The organism is Anaeromassilibacillus sp. Marseille-P3371, from assembly GCF_900169665.1.
Classification (GTDB): Bacteria; Bacillota; Clostridia; order Oscillospirales; family Acutalibacteraceae; genus Anaeromassilibacillus.
Genome location: NZ_LT835157.1, coordinates 1174629 through 1195069, shown reverse-complemented (window position 1 = coordinate 1195069; position 20441 = coordinate 1174629). Strand labels below are relative to the sequence as shown.

Here is a 20441-nt window from a genome sequence, read left to right as displayed (position 1 = left end):
GCCCTATTGTAACGCTTGGTGAGATTTTTTAAACAACTGTTTGTCTCACACCCGCATAGCGAGTGGTTCTCTGTTTTCCTCTGCTCAAACTGTATAAGGACTTAACATAGAAACAGACAAGCTGAAATGAAATTCGTTTCAGCTTGTCTGTTTCTATTTTCCATTTTTATTCTACGAGTGAAATCGAAGCATCTTGCTGGGAAGATACTTCCGATGATTCAGTAGACAGTAATTCCGGGTTTTCTGGCCCTTCGCTGATTACGATCACAACCTGGGCCCCATAAGGGAGTTCCTCCCCCTCTTCCTTGCCCTGATAGCCAATTGCATAACCTGCCGGTATCGTATCGCTGTACGCTTCCGCCTTCGTTGGGACAAATCCCGCAGCTGTGACCGTTGTCGAGGCGTCTGCAAGCGTTTTTCCGATAATTGAGGGAAGCGCTCGAATCTCCGGCCCTTTGCTTACCACTACAACGATGGAGCCTCCCCGATCCATCTCCTCGCCGGGGGCAGGCGATTGTGAGATCACTTCCCCCTCTGGAACTGCATCGCTGAACTCCTCCGATGAACGGAGAATTTGATAATCTGCACCAGAAGAGGTGACCTCTACCAAAGACTCATAGCTTTGACCAACCAGATTCGGCGCCTCCATCTTTTCATTCTGCAAGGCGGAATCGCCGGGACTCATCCGCAACATTGCCGCTTCTTCGCTGTTGTTTGAAGCAACGGGATCACTGGACTCCGTCTCCATATCAACTTCGGCAGAAACCTGGCTTTGTGAAAAAGGTCCTCCATAGGAAAGCCAGAGCACTCCAACTGCTGTGAAAAGAACCAACGCCAACACACAGGGAACCAACACCCACGCAGCAGTATGCTCCTTCTTCTTAGGAGGCTCCGTAGGTTCCATTCCTTCCAAAAGTTCAGGCCCTTCGATCGTGGCTGTAATAGTCGGAGCAGCGGAAAGTTCCGCACGCAAACGTTCAAAAGTAGATGTACGTTTATCCGGCATCACCTGTAATGCGTTTGCCAACGCAGTCACCACATGCGGAGGAATTGTCCGCAAAATATTGGTGGGGATCAACAGCCGTGGGTCTGTGCGCCGTTTAAGCGCATCCTGTGGCAGCTCTCCAGTCAAAGCAAAGAAAAGCGAAGCTGCAAACCCGTAGACATCCGTCGACTCATCCGGCACGTATCCCATCACATACTGCTCTATAGCTGCACACCCCGGCGTCAGGTCAGCGGGCAAATCGGCGTCTGCCCTTCGAACTGCTGCAATGGAAAAGCTCCCTAAAACCATTCTCCCATCCTTGAGAATGCGCAATGTATCCGGAGAAATTCCTAAATGGCTGACCTTGGCCGCATGCATGGTACTTAGTGCGGAAAGAACCGGCATAAAGAGCTGCCGCGCAGCATTCCAATTGAGATTTCCTCCACTGCGCTCCACATAATAGCGAAGAGGGATGCTTTCATGCCACTCCGATACCGTATAGGCTGTGTGGTTCTCTTCAAAAATGTCATAGATCTGTATAATCGTAGACAACTCCCGCAAATGGGCAATCTCACGAGCGCAACTTAAAAAATCCGCCAAGTATTCATTGAAGGCCACTTCGTTCCCTGATTGGACTCGAATTTCGGCTTCTCCTTCCACACGTTCGCACAAACTCTGTGGAAAAAACTCTCGCAGTTCTACAGGAATACGCAATACCATATCATATCCAATATAGGTCATGCCTTCACCATTGTTGGTTTTCACGCACCCAACAATATATCGATCCTGCAATACAGCCCGCAGAGGCAAAGCATGCGGCGCCTGTGGCTCACCGGCCTGGCAGCCGCAATTGGGACATTCACTTTTTCCGGCTGTATCAGACATACAGTTCATGCACAGGTTCTCGTAACCAGCCATGTCGTTTCCTCCACTTTTCACGAAACCGTATGGGCGGGCAGCCAAACATTGCCGTCCGGTCTTTCATCCCCTTCAACTGTTTGTTGAGAAAGATTTACGGAAAGGTTTTAACCCATCCCAACGGTTCCTAAACTTTATACCATCTATTGTTGCTGAAAGAAACCGTTTTTATTCCTCGTCGTCTTCGTCTGCGTTCTCCCAGTTGTGCCACACATTCTGCACATCGTCGTTGTCCTCTAAAGCATCCAGCAGACGGCGCATCTTCGTGATCGCATCTTCATCCGTTAACGTCGTATAGGTGCTGGGCACCATCTCCACCTCAGCCGAAACGAATTCATAGCCCTTCTGCGTCAAATCGTCCAGTACGCCACTGAAGTCATCCGGCTCGGTATAAATCTCAAATACATCCTCGTCTGCCTGGAAATCCGCAGCGCCCGCCTCGAGGCAATCCTCCATTACCTTGTCCTCTTCCAGTCCCTCGCGCTCAATTACCAGCACGCCCTTCTGGGAAAACATAAAGGAAACGCAACCGCTCGTGCCCAGGTTTCCGCCAAATTTGTCAAAATAATGGCGCACATCTCCCGCTGTACGATTGCGATTATCTGTCAGAGTCTCCACAATGACAGCAATACCGCTCGGACCATACCCCTCGTATGTAATGTTCTCGTATTTGGAGTCGTCCCCTTCTCCCGCTGCCTTTTTGATGATACGCTCAATATTTTCATTCGGTACGTTGGCCGCCTTTGCCTTTGCAATGCAATCCTTCAATTTGGAATTGGAAGCCGGGTCTGGGCCACCGCCCTCTTTCACTGCCACAGCCAGCTCGCGGCCGATCTTTGTAAAGATCTTTGCCTTTGCACCGTCTGTCTTCTCCTTTTTCCGTTTGATGTTGTTCCACTTCGAATGGCCTGACATAGCAAATCCTCCTGCTTCTTCAAAATGGCTGGCAAGAAAACCGCCTTCCTTAAGAAGGCTTCCAGCCCATTATGTTTTACACGTTTACAATACTTTTTATCATATCATATTTTTCCCTATCTGACAAGATATTCACAACTGATGAAGGAATTCTATCCATAGGATTTGAGAACAAAACCCATCCTTTATATCAGCGTCCTACCATCACAATACTTGCATTCTAACATATCGCCTGCGGCAAAAAAGAGTCTGGGCAGATAGGGCTCTGTTTTGGTAATACACTTTGAATTGGAACATTCCACAGGATGGGAGGATTGGGTCGGCGGCTTTTTACGCTTATACTGGGGATTCATCAACATGCTGAAAATCAGTGCCATGCGTGCATACATACCATAGACTGTCTGCTTGAAATATGCCGCACGCGGATCGTCGTCCACATCCGGCGTGATTTCATCCACACGCGGCAACGGATGCAGCACCTTTAAATCCTTTTTACCCATATTCAGCTTTTCCCGGTCCAACACATAGACGCCTTTTTGCGCTTCATACTGCTCCCGGCTGGCAAAACGTTCCTGTTGAATGCGCGTCATATAAAGTACGTCCAACATCGGCATGGCCTCGCTCAGGCTTGGAACCTCCACATATTTACAGCCCGCGGCATTCATAAAGTCCTTCACATAATTGGGCAGGGCCAATTCCGGGGTTGAGATCAGTACAAAGGAGTTGTTGTGATACCTCGTCATGGTTTTAATCAGCGAATGCACGGTACGACCATACTTGAGATCGCCACAGAGACCGATACAAAGGTTGTCCAGCCTTCCCTTTTCATTATATAAGGTAACCAGATCGGTCAATGTTTGCGTCGGATGCAGGTGCCCTCCATCCCCCGCATTGATTACTGGAACACGCGAATACATCGCTCCAGCCTCTGCTGCCCCCTCCAACGGATGGCGGATCACCAAAATATCCGCATAACCACTCACCACGGTCACGGTATCCTTCAAGCTCTCCCCCTTGCTGACAGAGGAACTCTGAGGATTGTCAAAACCGATGACCTCGCCCCCTAGGCGGAGCATCGCTGTCTGAAAAGACATCTTGGTCCGGGTGGAGGGTTCATAGAACAAGGTCGCCATGATCTTTCCACGGCACGATTCGCAGTATTCCTTTGGATAATTTCGGATCTGATTGGCCAGCGCGATCATTTCCCCGATTTCTGCTAAGCTGGATTGATCCAGATCAATCATATTGCTGATCTGTACAATACCACCTAGTTTGCTGAGTTTGACTTCACCGCGCAATTTGCTGATATCCAAGCATACCACCCCATTCTTATTTTTACCATTCTATCACCCTTTCCCGTATTTTACAAGCGTCTTCCCGTCAAAGCGCACAGCATGGCCAGATATTGACAGGCCGAATTTCACAGAACGTCTCTTGACAATTCCCCTGCTTTTTCGTAAAATGTGTTATCAGATATTTAATATAGTTAACATTTTCACGAGTGGTAGCCGCATGGAGACTGTGGCTACAAAGCGGCTAAAAAGCCAGAAGAGGGTGTCATATTGAAAGTCGGTTTAGACGTCGGTTCCACCACTATAAAGTGTGTCGTTCTCGACGACCAGAACAATATCGTTTATAAGTCCTATGAACGCCATCTTTCACAGATTACGGAGAAGATGAGCGAATTGCTCACCAAAATACGCGATGAGGTCATCCATGGCGAAGAAGCACAAATCACCGTCTCCGGTTCTGCTGGAATGGGAGTTGCGGAAACCTGCAATCTCCCCTTTATGCAAGAGGTGTATGCTACACGCATCGCCATCGGAAAGCTGATTCCGAATGCAGATGTCATCATTGAATTGGGTGGCGAGGATGCCAAGATCCTCTTTTTATCCGGCGGAATGGAGGTCCGCATGAACGGTTCCTGTGCCGGCGGTACCGGAGCATTCATCGACCAGATGGCCACCTTGCTGAATATCTCCCTAGATGAAATGAACGAGCTTGCCGCTCAATATGAAAAAATTTACACCATTGCCTCCCGATGCGGCGTATTTGCCAAGTCGGATATTCAGCCACTTCTGAATCAAGGGGCGCGTAAGAGCGATATTTCTGCCAGTATTTTTGCCGCCGTGGCCAACCAGACGATCGCTGGCCTCGCTCAAGGACGGCAAATCAAGGGCAATGTAGTCTATTTGGGTGGACCTCTTACCTTTTTATCCGGGCTACGCGATGCATTTGACGCCGCGTTGAAGGTAAAAGGGCTTTGTCCGGAGAATTCTTTGTACTATGTAGCGCTCGGCGCCGCCTTCAGCAGCGCAACCTCTATTGATCTGGAAACGGCTTTGGCGAATATTGCCAACTATGGAACCAAGGCGGCGTTTTTATCCATTGACCCTCTGTTCAACGGCCAAGAGGAGTATGAAGCATTCCGGAAACGCCATGAAGCGTGCCAAGCACAACGGGGGGACATTTCCACGTATACGGGGGAAGCCTATCTCGGTGTAGACGCCGGTTCAACGACGGTAAAGACAGTCTTGCTGGGAAAAGACGGCGAAATTCTGGATTCTATGTATCAGAGCAATTCTGGTAATCCAGTTCCAATTATCCGGGAATATCTATTGAAACTATACCACGATCATCCCCATATAAAAATTCGCTCTTCTGCGGTCACTGGTTACGGAGAAGAACTTTTAAAAAATGCCTTTGGTATCGATTGGGGAATCGTGGAAACCGTCGCACACTTTACAGCCGCCAAGCATTTTCTTCCCGATGTCGATTTTGTCATTGATATCGGTGGACAGGACATGAAGTGCTTTAAAATCCGGAAAGGCGCTATTGACAACATCTTCTTAAACGAAGCCTGTTCCTCCGGCTGCGGTTCCTTCCTGCAAACTTTTGCCAATACTTTGGGTTATAGTATCCAGGATTTTGCAAAGCTCGGTCTATTCGCAAAGCATCCGGTAGACCTGGGTTCCCGCTGCACAGTCTTTATGAATTCGTCGGTCAAGCAGGCACAAAAGGACGGTGCAACGACAGAGGATATATCCGCAGGCCTTTCCGTCAGTGTGGTCAAAAATGCAATTTATAAGGTTATCCGCGCTTCTTCTGCGGAAGAATTGGGAACGAACATCGTTGTTCAGGGAGGGACATTCCTGAACGACGCGGTTCTGCGTGTCTTCGAAAAGGAACTCGGCGTCAATGTGGTTCGCCCGGACATCTCCGGACTGATGGGTGCGTATGGCGCAGCGCTTTATTCTATGAAGAAAGCGGGAAAAGCTAGCTCGCTGCTCTCGTTAGAAGAACTGGAAAACTTTACACACGAGGTCCGCGTAACTTCCTGCGGACTGTGCAACAATCATTGCCGTCTGACCATCAATGTCTTTGGTGGAAACCGCCGTTTCATCGGCGGCAACCGCTGTGAAAAGCCTGTAACAAAACGGGCCAACACAAGCGAACAAAATATGTATGCCTTTAAGTTGGAAACCCTTCGTTCCTACCATCCACAGGAGGGACCTCGCGGAAAGATCGGTCTTCCTATGGGATTAAACTTATATGAACTGCTGCCATTCTGGCACACCTTCTTTACAAAGCTTGGATTTGAGGTTGTCACCTCCCCCCTTTCCTCTCGTGAATTATATATCCGGGGACAGAGTACCATTCCGAGCGATACCGTCTGTTTCCCTGCTAAACTGATGCATGGACATGTCGATGCATTGATTGAGCGTGGCATTCAGACGATTTTCTATCCGTGTATGTCCTACAATTTTGATGAGAAGTTGGGAGACAACCACTACAATTGTCCGGTTGTGGCCTATTATCCTGAGGTGATCGCCGCCAATATGGCAAACCTGCGCGGATTAAACTTTATCCATGATTATGTTGGGATTCACCGAAAGCGTGATTTTCCCAAGAAAATGCATGCCATTTTAGCCCAATATTTTGAGGGGATTTCCTTATCCGAGGTAAAGCAAGCAGCCAAGGCCGCTTATGCGGAGTATGATGCATATATGCAGAAAATCCGCAATAAGGGCGATGAGATGATTGCACAGGCACGTGCTGAGGGCAAGCCAATCATTATTCTAAGCGGCCGCCCGTACCACTTGGACCCGGAAATCAATCATGGCATTGACAAGCTCATCACCAGTTTGGGCGCCGCCGTCATTTCGGAGGATGTCATCAGCGCCAAAGAAACAAAATTTCCAGTTGGTGTTCTAAACCAGTGGACGTATCATGCGCGTTTGTATGCGGCTGCCGAATACATCGGCAACCAAAAGGATATGAATCTTGTACAGCTTGTCTCCTTTGGCTGTGGTGTGGACGCCATCACGACGGATGAAGTACGCAGTATTTTGGAATCCCACGGAAAGATTTATACGCAGATTAAGATTGACGAAATCACGAACCTTGGCGCAGTGAAAATTCGACTGCGCAGCCTGTTCGCCGCTCTGGAGGGCTAGGACCCATCCGAAAGGAGAATACAATGGCAGAATTAAAATTCGATAAAAATGGCCGTCTCCTATTTACGAAGGAGATGAAAAAGGAATACACCATTCTGTGCCCGATGATGTTGCCCATTCATTTTGAATTGTTTGTGGACGTATTTCGGAGCTATGGCTATAAAGCAGAACTACTGACCACCAGCGGTCCCAACATCGTACAAGAAGGGCTCAAGTATGTGCATAATGATACCTGCTATCCCGCTCTATTGGTCATTGGGCAGTTCATTGATGCGCTTAAAAGTGGAAAATACGATCTGGACCGCACAGCACTTATCATCACTCAGACTGGCGGCGGCTGCCGCGCCAGCAATTACATCCATCTGTTGCGCAAAGCCTTGCACAAGGCTGGGTTCGATCAGGTTCCGGTTATCTCCCTGAACCTATCCGGTTTGGAACATAATCCAGGCTTTTCCATTACGCTTCCGATGATCCGAAAGATGGTCGCTGCTGTCATCTATGGCGACGCGCTGATGCTTCTGGACAACCAAGTAAAGCCCTATGAAGTTGAACCTGGCGCCAGCAAACGTATGGTGCAAAAGTGGACGGCAGAACTTTGTAAACAGTTCCGGCAAAGCGAAGGTATGGGATTGAAAAAAGAAGAGGCGAACCTTCTGCGCATTGTAAAAGATTTTGCCTCCATTCCGATCAAAAAAACTCCAAAGATCAAAGTTGGGATTGTCGGAGAGATCTACGTCAAATATGCTGCATTTGCCAACAACCATCTGGAGGATTTTCTAGCAGAACAGGGGTGTGAGGTCAATGTCCCTGGCTTGATGTCCTTCGTTCAGTTTAAAGTGGACAATCGTTTGGAGGACATCAAACTCTATGGCGGTAGTAAAGCAAAGTACGCTGTGGTCAACCTTCTGATGGAATACGCTACTAAGATGCAGGACGCACTAATTCGCGCCGTCAAGACAGAGCCAAAGTTTTACGCTCCTGCCTCTTATGAGCATATCAAAAGCCTTGTTAAGGGTATAATTGGCTATGGAGATAAAATGGGCGAGGGCTGGCTGCTCACGGCAGAAATGTTGGAGCTTTCAGAAGCTGGATATGAAAACATCGTTTGTGCACAGCCGTTTGGGTGTCTGCCCAACCATATCTGTGGGAAAGGGATGATCCATCGTCTTCGCGAAGTGGCTCCAAATTCCAACATTGTTCCGATTGATTATGATCCCAGTGCCACCCGTGTCAACCAAGAAAACCGCATTAAGTTGATGCTTGCGGTGGCCCGCGAAAAATTAGCAGCCCAACAGGGGCAAAAGATGGTTAAATAGTATCCTTTTATTCAAGCAAAAAGATAAAAAGCAGCAAACGAGTTTCGTTTGCTGCTTTTTGCTGTTAATCCCTTACTACTTTCAAAATCCTGATACTCTAATGGACGCTCTTTTCAGCTTCCATACACACCAATGCCTATTTTAAGAGTTCTTCACCGAGCCGAGCAAGAAGGGACAAGACCAAAATTCCCATGACTATCTCCCTGGTTTTACTTACTACCAAGTTCATTTAATAAAGCCACAGTAATATCTTTTGCAATCATTGAGGCTTTGGCACAGTTTTCTTCAAAATTGTCAATTCCACTATATGCAGCTGTGTCCGTAACACATCTGATTGAAATAAACGGTATGCTGTTCACGTAACACACATGAGCAATACTTGCAGTTTCCATGTCCACCGTTAAAGGGGTAAATTCACTATTGATTTTTTGCCTTCCCTCATCGGTTATAAAGGATTCCCCTGTAACCATCCGTCCCCAGAACACATGTCCTTCTTGTCGTAATTTTTTGACGGCAACTTTAGTTAGTTCTATCAGTTCACGATCTGCTTCAAAAAAAATCGACTTCATCCCAGGATGAAATTCCGTCAAAATGTCGGCGGCAACATCATGGTAGCAAACTTCCGTAGAAATCACTGTATCAAATATTTCAAGTTTAGGATCCATTCCGCCCGCTGTCCCAGAATTAATAATCATATTTACACCGAATAGGTCTATTAAAATTTGTGACGCTATGGCGGCATTTACCTTACATACCCCCGAAAACAAAGCAACAACTTTGATTCCTTCTACCTGTCCTTCATAGAACCTCAGCATGGCCCTTTCAGTCACTTTACAAACGTTTAATATTGGCAAGAATGGCTCAAGCTCTACATCTCCAGCACATACGATTCCAACTTTCACGACTACTACCCTCACAAATTGAAATGTGTTAGGTTTATTATACAATTCAATTTGACGTATTTCAACAGATACAAATCAGTAAAATCGACGAAATCTTTTCGGAGACAATGAAGGTAAAAGGATTTTGAAAGTACCCAACAATCTTTGTCCCCTTTACATATTCACATCACTCTGTAGTCCGGTAATCTCTTGTCCGCCACGCCGTAGTTGAATTTCTACATGCACTTCATAACCTGCTTCAGCCATTTCTTCATTCCAATTTGTCCCATGTTGTTTCCAATAGCTTGGATACGTTTGATACACACGACGGCCAAAATTGAAGATATCGCTGTGATTTTCCTGTATGCATGCAGCAATGACCTCTTCGCAGTTCTGCTTGAGCTGCTCTTCCAGGAGTTCTCCTACCTCTTCATACATTTTATTATCCAACGACCTGCCACTCGGCATATCTGCTGCGCCAATGGTCGCGCCACCTTTTACCTCAATCAGAAAATGCAGAGTTTCTCCTGCAACTTGGGGCGTAATTTGGGTCTTTGCTTCTTCCAGCTCCAATGTAACCCGCCCAATCTCCGGTGACTCGACCACTGCAGTCCCATTGCGCAATCTTCCATTTAACAACAACAGGCCTCTGGTTTCCCGCTCATCTAAATCTGCAACCAGCTGATCTCCGGAAAACACTGCTGTACCACTGGAAACCACCGCCTCGCCTTCTTGCCGGACAATGGGAAGATAGGGAGAAGACCCTTCGCCACGCAGCTGATTGATGACATCCAAAGTCTCTGTCTGAACAGTCTCCCCATTGTACCTCCCGCCCTTGGCAAGTTCCGCAATATCACGAGCCTGCATGTACTTGCCATCCTCTTGTTTGGTACTGAGGATTTCTTCTGCAAGATGGTCTGCCATTAAAATATTGACCGTAGGATGGGACTCCGGATAACGGATAAAAAAGTCCATCACATGGCTGAGCCCTTCTTCTGCACAGCTGCGTCCCAACACTAGGATCAAACTGTGACTATACAGCGGTTTTTTCCCATTAAACAGCGTAACCGCATTGAGTGCATCCATTGCGGAATCTCCCTCGCCCTTTATAATGGTTACCACATTCTCTTCCTGATTGCTCACCTGTGTTACTTGGACGGTTGCCCGGTACGTCCCAGATTCATAGTCAATACCGATTCCCTGTATCAGTGAACGTTGACTTAATTGTACTTGATAACTACATCCCTGTAGGAAGAGGAACGATGTCAGCATGAGAACCACCACCGCTGTCCGTATAATGGACTTTTTCACGCTTCTCCCTCCCCTTCCTGCGTTTTTGCAGGAATTCTTTTCTTTTTCCGTACCAAATCAATCAGTAATAGAACCAATGGTATCCCAACCGCTGCTGTAACCGTGATTGTAAACAGAAGAGGAACCCCATAAAAGATTTTTTGTAACGGCAACGATCGTGTCACAGTTATTGAAAGAATTGCTACCAGTGAAGCAGCTATAGGCAAAGCAATCCGGCTAACTTTCTTATTGGCTACTTTTCGCAAGCATGCCATAAACAGATAGGCATCTGTAGACATCTGGATAAAAAGCCCTGCAACCCAGATGGTGATGAATACCACATCCAGACGCTCTAATACACCTGCATCCGCCAGAGAGGCGGCTGTATAGACCGGGAACAACTGGTTCTTCAGGTAACTTCCCCCTACGCCAATCATTCCCAACAGTAGGAAAATCATCAAACCATAGATGCTAACATTCCAAATGCAAAACTTTAGTTTTTTCTTTCCATTTACCCGCGGAAGCAACAGGGCCATCGTGGTAAATCCTGTGCTGCGTGCCAGAAAAAGTGTTGTTCCAACGATCGTCTGCTTAGGGCCATTATATAGAAAGGGATCATAGTTAATCATCTGAATTTTGGGCAGTAAGGCCACGCCGATCCATACCATCCCGATAACGATAATTGCCAATGCAAAACCCGCGGTGCGCGCTACGGCTTCAATCCCTTGATATGCCGCATAGCACACTACTGCGATAAACGTCAAGGCGATCAACCAAACCGGCATCAGCGGTTCCATGATATTGTTTAAAAAAATCTGGAAAAAGGAGAGATAATAGCTGTCGATCGCCATGAAGTATAGCCCGTAAAATACGGCCAGCAGAATTAATCCCGGCTTTCCTACCAGCCGTTCTCCGCTGTCCAAAATATTTTCCTGTGGATTCCGGCGATGCAAAAAATAAAGCGGAAGAATCAGGACAAAATTCAGTCCTAACGCCAACAGGGCGGAAAGAATATTATCCATCATATTCTCTCCACCACCTAACAAAGTGTTATGCGTAAGCATAATTACACTTCGATTGACAAATAAGATGGCAAAGAGCTGTCCTGCACTGATACAATATCGTTTCTGCATCATAGTTGCTTCCCTTTTTGATCTGAATTTTTGATTTCGGAACCGGGCATGTTTTGTACCATTTCAACATCCCTGGCAAGAACACGCCAGCTCGCGCGGATAAGGACGTCGCGCATACTGCGAAGATGGAAAGGTGAGATCGGAGCGCTGTATGGAATCCGATAGACCATCTCCGCACAAATGTTGACCAACAATACCATCAGACACAACGCCAATCCCCAGAAGCCCAGAGTACCGCCTACTATAATGAATATGAAACGCATAATCGTAACCGGTCCGTAGAGGTTGGGCGTTACGTAGGATGCTGTAGCCGTCAATGCAATCACCATCAAGGTAGGAGCCCCTACTAGGCCGGAGGTCACCGCCGTTTCCCCGATGACCAGTGCGCCAACAATACTTACTGCATTGCTGAGCGGTTGCGGTACACGTAAACCAGCTTCACGCATAATCTCATAGAGAAAATGGATTACAATCGCTTCCAACATCACAGGGAAAGGGGTTGTTGCTTCGGACTGCGCGATCTTGAGCATCAACGCTTCTGGAAGCAATTCTGGGTGGAACGTTGTTGCGGAAACATAAAATCCCGGTAAAAATACCGCCAAAAAGAACGAAAAAAACTTTAACCAACGAGTAAATGTGGCGTAAAAAGGACGGAATGCATAGTCATCAAAGCTCTGAAAATTTTCGATGAACAGATGTGGAACGATTAGAACATTGGGAGTTCCATCGATAATAATCGCCACTCGGCCCTCATTGATCTTTCCGCATACTGTGTCCGGCCGCTCCGACAGTCCGACTCCGCTGAAAATAAAATGGCTGTTTCGCCGTACCAGCTGTGGAGAAATATACCCCGCAGCCAACACCGTATCGATCTGTAGATCGTTTAATCGCTTTCGTACCTTGCTAAGAACTCCTGGAGACACTGAATCCCGCAGATAGCACAGACAGATATTGGTTTTGCTTTCTTTTCCCACCGTAAATATCTCAAATTTGAGTTTTGGGGTGTGCATTCTCCTGCGGATCATGGACATATTGATCAAAAACGGTTCTACAAATCCCTCCCGTGATCCACGTTGCGTCACTTCGTTCTGTGGTTCGGATATCCCTCGGAAGGAAAAACCCTGTACACTAAAAGCCATCATACGGATACATCCGTCGATTGCAAGCAGAGCGAAACCATTCATCAATTTCTGCATCGCAGCGTCGTATGTGTCCACCTCTGCCTGATCCACTGTCGCCAATGTATTGTCACGAATGTACTCAAATTTTTTGACCGGGTCTTGGTCCAGTATGGTTGCATGCATGATTGGATTCATGATTCCTTGTACAATCACCTGCTTATTGACCATCCCTTCCAAGGTAAGAAGAGCCGCATCTGTTCCGGTGATTTGAAATTGGCGCACAATAAAGTCAGCGCTTCCATCAAACTGCTGATTAAAATAGGATAAGTTTTCTTTTAGAGAAGCTGTCATCATCGCAATCACCTCATCACGGTTAACTTTGCCAAACTTGCTTCTATTTATGCATGAGAATCCTTTGGCCAAATGCTTCGCATAAATCGTTTGAATCAGTCCATACTGAATATGGAAACAAAACTTCGAGAGAATGGTGGCATTGCAATGATTATTTCTCTTATTCGTACCCTGCTGCTATACATAGTGATTATTATAGCAGTGAGGCTTATGGGCAAACGCCAGATCAGTGAACTACAGACCAGCGAGCTGGTGGTAACCCTCCTGATCTCCGACATTGCGGCAATTCCTATGCAGGATACCGGTCAACCATTGGTGAGTGGTTTTATCCCCATTGCAGTGTTGGTGATGTGTGAAATTGCCGTCTCTGTTCTCATGCTTAAGATTCCAAAATTCCGTCGCTTGGTCTGTGGAAGGCCGATTGTTGTTATTAGCGATGGACGGTTGATTCAATCAGAGATGAAACGCCTGCGTATGTCTACGGAAGATTTAGGCGAGCAGCTTCGTCAAAAAAGTGTTTTCAGCTTGGAGGATGTTGCTTATGCCATCATCGAAACGAACGGCAAGCTTAGTGTAATCAAAAAGCCGGACAAGGAGACGCCAACCGCCGGCATGATGGGAGTCGCCCTCCCAAATACGGGGATTGAAACCGTAGTGATCAGCGATGGAGTTATCTCTGAATTTGCGACCAAACTCTGTAATAAAAGTTCCGAATGGATTCTTGGTATTCTTCACGCCAAGAATATCAAGCTGGAAGATGTGTTCATCATGACAGCCAACACAAAAGGAGATTACAATATCATTCCGAAAGAAAAGGAGGCGGTATCATGAGACGGCTCTGGGCCGCAGCAATTATATTAGTGATTCTGCTTGCCCTCTGTACCTGGGGATTGAGCACAACCATGAGCCTATCGGATGAATTGAATCACACGTTACAGGAAGCTTATACCGCCGCAGAGGAAGGCAATCTTGTCCGCGCGCAAGAGTTGAGTAATGAAGCACAAACCCATTGGAAGAAATTCCATCGGATTCTGTCCACATATATTCAGCACACACGTTTAGAAGAAATCGATCTATCCCTTGCATCTTTATCCCCACTGTTACAACATGGAGCCGTGGATGCGTTCAGTTCCGAGTGTGCTCGTACTGCCGCACAAATTGCCAGCTTGAGAGAGGCCGAAATGCCTATTTTAGAGAATATTTTGTAGTTCTTCCTCCTTTCTTTTTCATCCTATCCTAAAAAGGACTGTCCTGCTGTATATTTATCAGCAAGACAGTCTTTTTTCTAATATTTATAAATATCACCGATAATGCATTCTATTTTTATATATTTATGCATTGATTTCACTTACAAACAGCATCAAAACTGGAATTGAGAAAACCATGAAAAACACTACAAAAATTTACGACCTAGGACGAATTGGTGCAGAGGTGTTCCCACGGTTCCCCTTTTTCCTTTATCACAGCGCGGATTTTCTTGCTTGTATCTTTTGCATATCATTTGTTCAAGATAGGTTCTGACGGGTGGGCTTCAACATACTTCGCGCAAGATGGCTCCTCAAAATATCGAATCGCAGAAAGCCCTTTTCCCAACAACAATTTTCTTTATGATGTTGAAAAATCGCTCTATTCGTTTGGGGAATTGCTAAAAACACAAGAAGTGCAAGTGGGATTGCCTATATTGTGTATTTCCCTATATTTATTTCGGGGGCAACACTTCCTTACCTCCCTACTGAGAAGAAAAGGTGAAAATGAACTATTCCGCAGAATATAAGGAGCGATCGAGAATATGTTTCCCGCCTTTTGTAAAGTCGTTCTCTGCAAAGCAGCATTTAGCGCATATCGGGATTTTGGACGGAAGCAGAAGCAGGAAGTATCTTTTGATTATCTAATGTCTGAAACACCTTTTAAACCTTTTACAACAGACAACTACTTTAATCGTGCGATAAACTGACCGCCTTTGTCGTGCAAGGACAAGAAGTTATGACGGTAAGCAGAAGATTAGCAAACACATTATGCAGATTTCCGGTGCAAAGACACATTGTCCTACTTTTTTCTTGGCTATACGGACGAAAAAGTTGGGAACATGCATGGGCACAACAGAAGCACAGCAAATTACTAGAAGTTGGTGGTATCAAAATGGCTAAGAAAGGAATAGGAGAAAACCGAGCATGAGGAATAAGAAGCTGATACCCTTTGAGGTAATCGAAAAAGCCCTTGACGGAGAAGTGGAAGAGGTAGACGCAGTATTGCAGCGCTATGCCGAACGTATCAAATATCTGTCAACCTATCAAGGGCATCATATCAACGATGATATACAGGACAGATTAAAGGCTAAACCGATTGAAGCCTTATTGAAGTTTCGCTTCAACCGATAGGAGGTAGCAAAAACAGAAAAAGCTATCAAGGGTAAACTCATGCCCTTGACAGCTTTTGTGTCTTTGCTTTTGGGATGTCAAGAGAACGAAATCAGTAAACTGCTTTCGCCCTCAATTTATTATGGGATTGTTACGCAGTAGAGATTGATTTTCCTTTGATTTATGGGGGATTCAGAACGTTAAAATAACAGAGTAAGTTTTTTGTCTACCCTTAAAAATCGGCTTCTATTGCGTAACAGGAAAGAAAAGGCAGGCAACAAGCAATTACTTCTTACCCGTCTTTCTTTGCACTCTGTATGGCTGCTACCCTTTTATCCGTTTGTTGATACTTGAGTAGCTACCGAAAAGCGCCATCCTTTTTGATTTTTCATGGTGCTCTACGCGCTTTTAACATGCGATCCAGTTCTTCCTTGAATGTTGCAATATCTTTAAATTCCCGGTACACAGAAGCAAAGCGTACATAAGCTACTTCATCAATATTTTTTAGCTTTTCCATCGCATATTTTCCAATCAAGCTGGATGGAACCTCTCGATCCAATGAATTTTGTAAACTCCCCTCGATCTCATCCACCAGCCGTTCCAAAGTATCGATGGAAACCGGTCGTTTCTCACAAGCACGTAGAAGACCATTCAACAATTTATTGCGGTCAAAACTTTCACGGGATTTATCCTTTTTAATCACAATGATGGGAACCGTTTCAATCACCTCATAGGTCGTAAAACGTTTGCCACATTTTAAACATTCCCTACGCCGCCGAATGCGTTCTCCTTCGTCCGTAGGGCGAGAATCGATCACTTTACTTTCATCATAACCACAATACGGACATTTCACAGCTATAACCCCTCCACAACAAATTTTGTATGGTTTTATCAAATTGTAGCATATTTGTAAGAAAAAATGCAAGCCGTTTTATACGAATATGGTGTATTTTTCCTTCATGTCAGCTGTTGGACAATTTCTCTCGCTTCCTGTAACTCTGTAAGGTTTGAAAAATTTTTCCGATAAACCTCGATAATCAGATCGCCTTGGTAATGAAACTCCAGCAATAGATTGCGAAACCGCTGGAAATCAACCGTCCCCCGTCCGGGAAGCAAACAGTCATAGCCGGGTGCGTTGTCGTTGATGTGCACATGGATGATCCGTTCTCCCATGGCTTCACACATCGTGAAAGGGTCTTGCCCTGCCCGCACAGCCTGTTTCAAATCGATGACAAAGGCACATTCCTCTCCAAGATAGTCGCGCATCCGGCGGATAAATCCTGGCGACTCACTGCGGAATTTATTGACATTCTCCTGCGCTACTGTGATACCATAGCTCTGCCCCAGTTCGAAAAGGGCTGCATATCGCTCAAAATAGGTCGATTCCGAAATGTTGGCGCTGGCATAGTCCCGCTGGCCATGTAGCACAACGATGGATGCCCCCAAGTAGTTTGCTGCTTCAAAATAATGCTTATAAAACTCCAAACTATCCTGAAAACGCCGTTCATATTCGGAAAATAACAAAAAGCCTTCATAACCAGATGTAAACGGATGTACCGACTTGATCTCTGCCCCATAAACATCTGCCATTGTTCGCAATTCACGCAGGTAATTTGGCGTAAACTCTGAAAAGGTATTTAAAAACACTTCAAACAACCGGAAATCCATTGAAAGCAATGTCTGAAAGGAACGTTCCAATTCCAACGGATATAAACAGGCCGTGGAAATTCCCATTCGCATGATTGATACACCTCATCTTCCTACTGCTAACTATGAGCCATACTTTACAAGAAACTACTGTATCCTTCGAAAATATAAAGTAATTTTTCATCTAATTTTGATTCCTTAAAGGATTGGTCAACTAAAAATACCCGTTCATATTTTGTCAGCCTATGCTTACACTGCGATGTTTATTATACCATTCGTCCTTCAAAAAAGCCAGGTTAATCGTATAGAAGTCCGCACATACTAATGAAAAAAAGAAAGGCGGCATAAAACGATGGTACAAAATCAAAATGTTCAACTTTTAAAAGAGTTATATCAGGCTTCTCATATGGGGATCGAGGCGGCCAATCTGGTCACTCCCAAAGTAAAGGACGAAGGCCTTCGCGAAGAGATTGAACGGCAGCGTCAGACTTACAAAGGCCTTGCGGTCAAAACAGAACGCATGCTGGCAGAGGCCGGAGAAACCCCGGACCCCGAATCCGCCATGAAAAAAGCGATGCTCTGGGGTTCCGTTCAAATGAATACGCTTATGGATTCCTCTCCAACTCATATTGCTGAAATGATGATCAATGGGACAACTATGGGAATTGTAGATATGACCAAAAAACTCAATCAGCTCGATGAAGCCGATGCCGGCGCAAAAAAACTTGCAGAAGAATTTATTCGTGGACAGCAGAAATCGATTGAAGTATTAAAGCAGCATCTATCTTGATTTCACGCTTTGAATTCTTTATAATGGTAGGGAACGCCCATTGGCGTTCCCTATTTTTATGGCCAGGCCACCTGGCCTGCAAAAGGAGAATTTCCATGGCTTTGCTGAGTGCAAGCAATTTGAATAAATCCTATGGAACCGATTTAGTATTTCAAAACGCCTCCTTTGAAATCCAGGAAAATGACCGTGTCGGTTTGGTGGGCGTCAATGGTTCAGGAAAGACAACGCTGTTTAAGATTCTAACTGGGGAGATTGACGCGGATCGTGGCGAAATCTATCAGGCAAACGCCACCGTGTTGGGCTATATGGAGCAGCATGTCTGTCGCGATTTGGAACGCAGTGCATACAGTGAGGTTCTCACGGTTTTTTCCAGCCTTCTGGCAATGGAAAAGGAACTGGAAGAAATCAATCATGCATTGCAAGCACATCCTTCCGACGAACTGATTGACCGGCAAGCGCTCCTCAACGACCAATTTGTCCGCCAGGGAGGGCTCACCTGCCGGGCACGGGCACGTTCTACTCTTTTGGGCCTTGGTTTTGACGATGAGCAAATGGGAATGCCGATCGGTGTGCTGAGTGGCGGCCAAAAAGCAAAATTGCAGTTGGCTAAAATGTTGCTCTGTGGCGCCAACCTCCTACTTCTGGATGAGCCAACCAACCATCTGGACATTCCATCCGTGGAATGGCTGGAAGATTTTCTTCGCGCCTATTCAGGCGCATTTATCGTTATCTCACATGATCGATATTTTCTGGACCGCATTACAAACCGTACCTTCGAGATGGAAAATCACAAACTAACCCTCTATAAGGGGAACTATACCAATTATCTCCGCCAAAAGGAAGAGGACAACCTCGCGGTCCAGCGCAAATATGAGAATACAACGCGCGAGATTCACCGTTTGGAAGGGATTGTCGCACAACAGCGGCAGTGGAACCGGGAAAAGAATATCAAGACAGCAGAAAGCAAACTGAAGATGATCGAACGACTGGAAAGTACATTGGAGCGTCCAGATGAAGAAGTCGAATCCATCCACTTTGATTTTGGAATCCGGCAGCGTGGCGGCAATGATGTGCTTTCGGTGGAAAATTTGTCCCTTTCTTTTGGAGAGAAAAAGCTCTTCCAAGACGTCAATATGCATATTCGCCGCGGAGAACGGGTTTTTTTAATCGGCCCCAATGGTTGCGGAAAAACCTCCCTTTTCAAGACCCTTTTGGGGATAAATCACCCCACAAAGGGAGAAGTTCGCTTTGGCGCAGGAATCGAGACGGGATATTACGACCAGATTCAGGAAGGTCTTCATCCCGAAAAGAACGTATTGGATGAAATATGGGATAGCTATCCTCAGATGACGCAGACAGAAATCCGAAACGCTTTGGCAGTCTTTCTCTTTAGAGGAGAAGATGTATTCAAAAGTGTTGCCTCGCTCTCTGGCGGCGAACGTGCGCGTGTGTTATTGCTTCGTTTGATGCTCTCGCGCGATAACTTTTTGCTTCTTGACGAACCGACCAACCATTTGGACATCGGTTCCTGTGAAGCGCTTGAAACCGCTTTGCAAAGTTACGAGGGCACATTGTTGATTGTATCGCACGACCGCTATCTCATCAATAAAATAGCAGATCGCGTCTATTTCTTAGACGAAACAGGTGTGAAGGAATACATCGGAAACTATGACAGTTATCTGGAAAAAGCCAAGGCTACTGCCGTTCAGGAAACCCAAAAAGCCGCTCCGAAAGTAAACGCGTATAAACTTCGCAAAGAGCGGGAGGCTGCTATTCGCAAAGATCGTGCGGCTTTGCGCCGCCTGGAAACACAGATTGAGGAAACCGAACAGGCCATTGCAAACACAGAGGCAGAACTTGAGAATCCAGAAGTAGCAAGCGATTATCAGGCTACCATTGAGCTTGCGCAAAAATTGGAAGAATTGCGCGTGAAAAATGATGAGCTATTTCTCGAATGGAGTACCTTGAGTGAGAAATTGGGGGAATAGAGCTCCCTTATAAGAAAAAGCTCAGCCGGTTGGCTGAGCTTTTCAATATCCTTTAAGAATGCGCCTGGAACTGTGCCGCCTGTGTCAAGAAGTCCTGTGCCTCCGGCGCATCGCTTTCCACGACAATGTTGATCGGTTTGGAAAGATCCAGACTAAACACTCCCATAATGGACTTTGCATCAATCTTATATTTTTCCGTTGTCATCTGGATAGGAAACGGGTATTTGTTGGTTAGGGAAACAAAATTCTTGACTTCTTCGATGCTGGTCAGCATCACTTGTATCTGCTTCAT

At 46.0% G+C, this 20441-nt stretch carries 17 protein-coding genes; 7 read left to right on the top strand and 10 right to left on the bottom strand.

The window, feature by feature from the left end; translation table 11 throughout:
* Nucleotides 1-166 precede the first annotated feature (166 nt).
* The 3 genes from B9Y59_RS04075 to pyrB form a co-directional block, all read right to left on the bottom strand.
* Nucleotides 167-1903 carry a PASTA domain-containing protein gene (locus B9Y59_RS04075; RefSeq protein WP_085531948.1) on the bottom strand — a complete coding sequence of 579 codons (1737 nt, stop codon included), beginning with the start codon at nucleotides 1901-1903 and terminating at the stop codon, nucleotides 167-169.
* A gap of 168 nt (nucleotides 1904-2071) precedes the next feature.
* Nucleotides 2072-2818: a YebC/PmpR family DNA-binding transcriptional regulator gene (locus B9Y59_RS04070; protein WP_054323640.1), complete on the bottom strand. Its 747-nt coding sequence runs from the start codon at nucleotides 2816-2818 to the stop codon at nucleotides 2072-2074.
* Nucleotides 2819-3003: 185 nt separating this feature from the next.
* A complete protein-coding gene (gene pyrB / locus B9Y59_RS04065; protein WP_054323717.1) occupies nucleotides 3004-4062 on the bottom strand; it encodes an aspartate carbamoyltransferase in 1059 nt (352 codons plus the stop codon).
* Between the two features lie 318 nt (nucleotides 4063-4380).
* On the opposite strand from pyrB, the gene B9Y59_RS04060 reads away from it, so the two are divergent.
* Together B9Y59_RS04060 and B9Y59_RS04055 are read left to right on the top strand one after the other, a co-directional pair.
* Nucleotides 4381-7275, top strand: coding sequence for an acyl-CoA dehydratase activase (locus tag B9Y59_RS04060; protein WP_085531946.1), 2895 nt, complete (start codon nucleotides 4381-4383; stop codon nucleotides 7273-7275).
* Nucleotides 7276-7298: 23 nt separating this feature from the next.
* The gene (locus tag B9Y59_RS04055; protein ID WP_085531944.1) at nucleotides 7299-8591 is read left to right on the top strand and encodes a 2-hydroxyacyl-CoA dehydratase; all 1293 of its coding nucleotides are present in this window, start codon (nucleotides 7299-7301) and stop codon (nucleotides 8589-8591) included.
* Nucleotides 8592-8800: 209 nt separating this feature from the next.
* Here the strand turns inward: B9Y59_RS04055 and mtnN are convergent, their stop codons facing one another.
* The 4 genes from mtnN to B9Y59_RS04035 form a co-directional block, all read right to left on the bottom strand.
* Nucleotides 8801-9493, bottom strand: coding sequence for a 5'-methylthioadenosine/S-adenosylhomocysteine nucleosidase (gene mtnN / locus B9Y59_RS04050; protein ID WP_085531942.1), 693 nt, complete (start codon nucleotides 9491-9493; stop codon nucleotides 8801-8803).
* 153 nt (nucleotides 9494-9646) lie between these two features.
* Nucleotides 9647-10783: a Ger(x)C family spore germination protein gene (locus B9Y59_RS04045; protein ID WP_085531940.1), complete on the bottom strand. Its 1137-nt coding sequence runs from the start codon at nucleotides 10781-10783 to the stop codon at nucleotides 9647-9649.
* Nucleotides 10780-11898 (bottom strand): GerAB/ArcD/ProY family transporter, encoded by a 1119-nt coding sequence (locus B9Y59_RS04040; RefSeq protein ID WP_085531938.1) that lies wholly within the window; start codon nucleotides 11896-11898, stop codon nucleotides 10780-10782. The genes B9Y59_RS04045 and B9Y59_RS04040 overlap by 4 nt, the downstream gene beginning before the upstream one ends.
* The gene (locus B9Y59_RS04035) at nucleotides 11895-13370 is read right to left on the bottom strand and encodes a spore germination protein (RefSeq protein ID WP_242967242.1); all 1476 of its coding nucleotides are present in this window, start codon (nucleotides 13368-13370) and stop codon (nucleotides 11895-11897) included. Before B9Y59_RS04035 ends, B9Y59_RS04040 begins: the two co-directional genes overlap by 4 nt.
* 144 nt (nucleotides 13371-13514) lie before the next feature.
* On the opposite strand from B9Y59_RS04035, the gene B9Y59_RS04030 reads away from it, so the two are divergent.
* The 3 genes from B9Y59_RS04030 to B9Y59_RS04015 all read left to right on the top strand — a co-directional run bounded on the left by B9Y59_RS04030 (nucleotide 13515) and on the right by B9Y59_RS04015 (nucleotide 15745).
* Nucleotides 13515-14198, top strand: a complete 684-nt coding sequence (locus tag B9Y59_RS04030; protein ID WP_085534496.1) for a DUF421 domain-containing protein — start codon at nucleotides 13515-13517, stop codon at nucleotides 14196-14198.
* The gene (locus tag B9Y59_RS04025) at nucleotides 14195-14575 is read left to right on the top strand and encodes a DUF4363 family protein (protein WP_054323647.1); all 381 of its coding nucleotides are present in this window, start codon (nucleotides 14195-14197) and stop codon (nucleotides 14573-14575) included. The genes B9Y59_RS04030 and B9Y59_RS04025 overlap by 4 nt, the downstream gene beginning before the upstream one ends.
* 963 nt (nucleotides 14576-15538) lie before the next feature.
* Complete coding sequence (locus B9Y59_RS04015) at nucleotides 15539-15745, top strand: helix-turn-helix domain-containing protein (protein WP_085531936.1); 207 nt, start codon at nucleotides 15539-15541, stop codon at nucleotides 15743-15745.
* Between the two features lie 367 nt (nucleotides 15746-16112).
* Here the strand turns inward: B9Y59_RS04015 and nrdR are convergent, their stop codons facing one another.
* Complete coding sequence (gene nrdR, locus B9Y59_RS04010; protein ID WP_054323650.1) at nucleotides 16113-16577, bottom strand: transcriptional regulator NrdR; 465 nt, start codon at nucleotides 16575-16577, stop codon at nucleotides 16113-16115.
* Between the two features lie 104 nt (nucleotides 16578-16681).
* Nucleotides 16682-17464: a sugar phosphate isomerase/epimerase family protein gene (locus tag B9Y59_RS04005; protein ID WP_143255229.1), complete on the bottom strand. Its 783-nt coding sequence runs from the start codon at nucleotides 17462-17464 to the stop codon at nucleotides 16682-16684.
* A gap of 259 nt (nucleotides 17465-17723) precedes the next feature.
* On the opposite strand from B9Y59_RS04005, the gene B9Y59_RS04000 reads away from it, so the two are divergent.
* Nucleotides 17724-18161, top strand: a complete 438-nt coding sequence (locus B9Y59_RS04000; protein ID WP_054323652.1) for a hypothetical protein — start codon at nucleotides 17724-17726, stop codon at nucleotides 18159-18161.
* 95 nt (nucleotides 18162-18256) lie between these two features.
* Nucleotides 18257-20149 (top strand): ABC-F family ATP-binding cassette domain-containing protein, encoded by a 1893-nt coding sequence (locus B9Y59_RS03995; RefSeq protein ID WP_085531932.1) that lies wholly within the window; start codon nucleotides 18257-18259, stop codon nucleotides 20147-20149.
* Between the two features lie 52 nt (nucleotides 20150-20201).
* Here the strand turns inward: B9Y59_RS03995 and B9Y59_RS03990 are convergent, their stop codons facing one another.
* Nucleotides 20202-20441 (bottom strand): HPr family phosphocarrier protein, encoded by a 240-nt coding sequence (locus B9Y59_RS03990; protein WP_054323653.1) that lies wholly within the window; start codon nucleotides 20439-20441, stop codon nucleotides 20202-20204.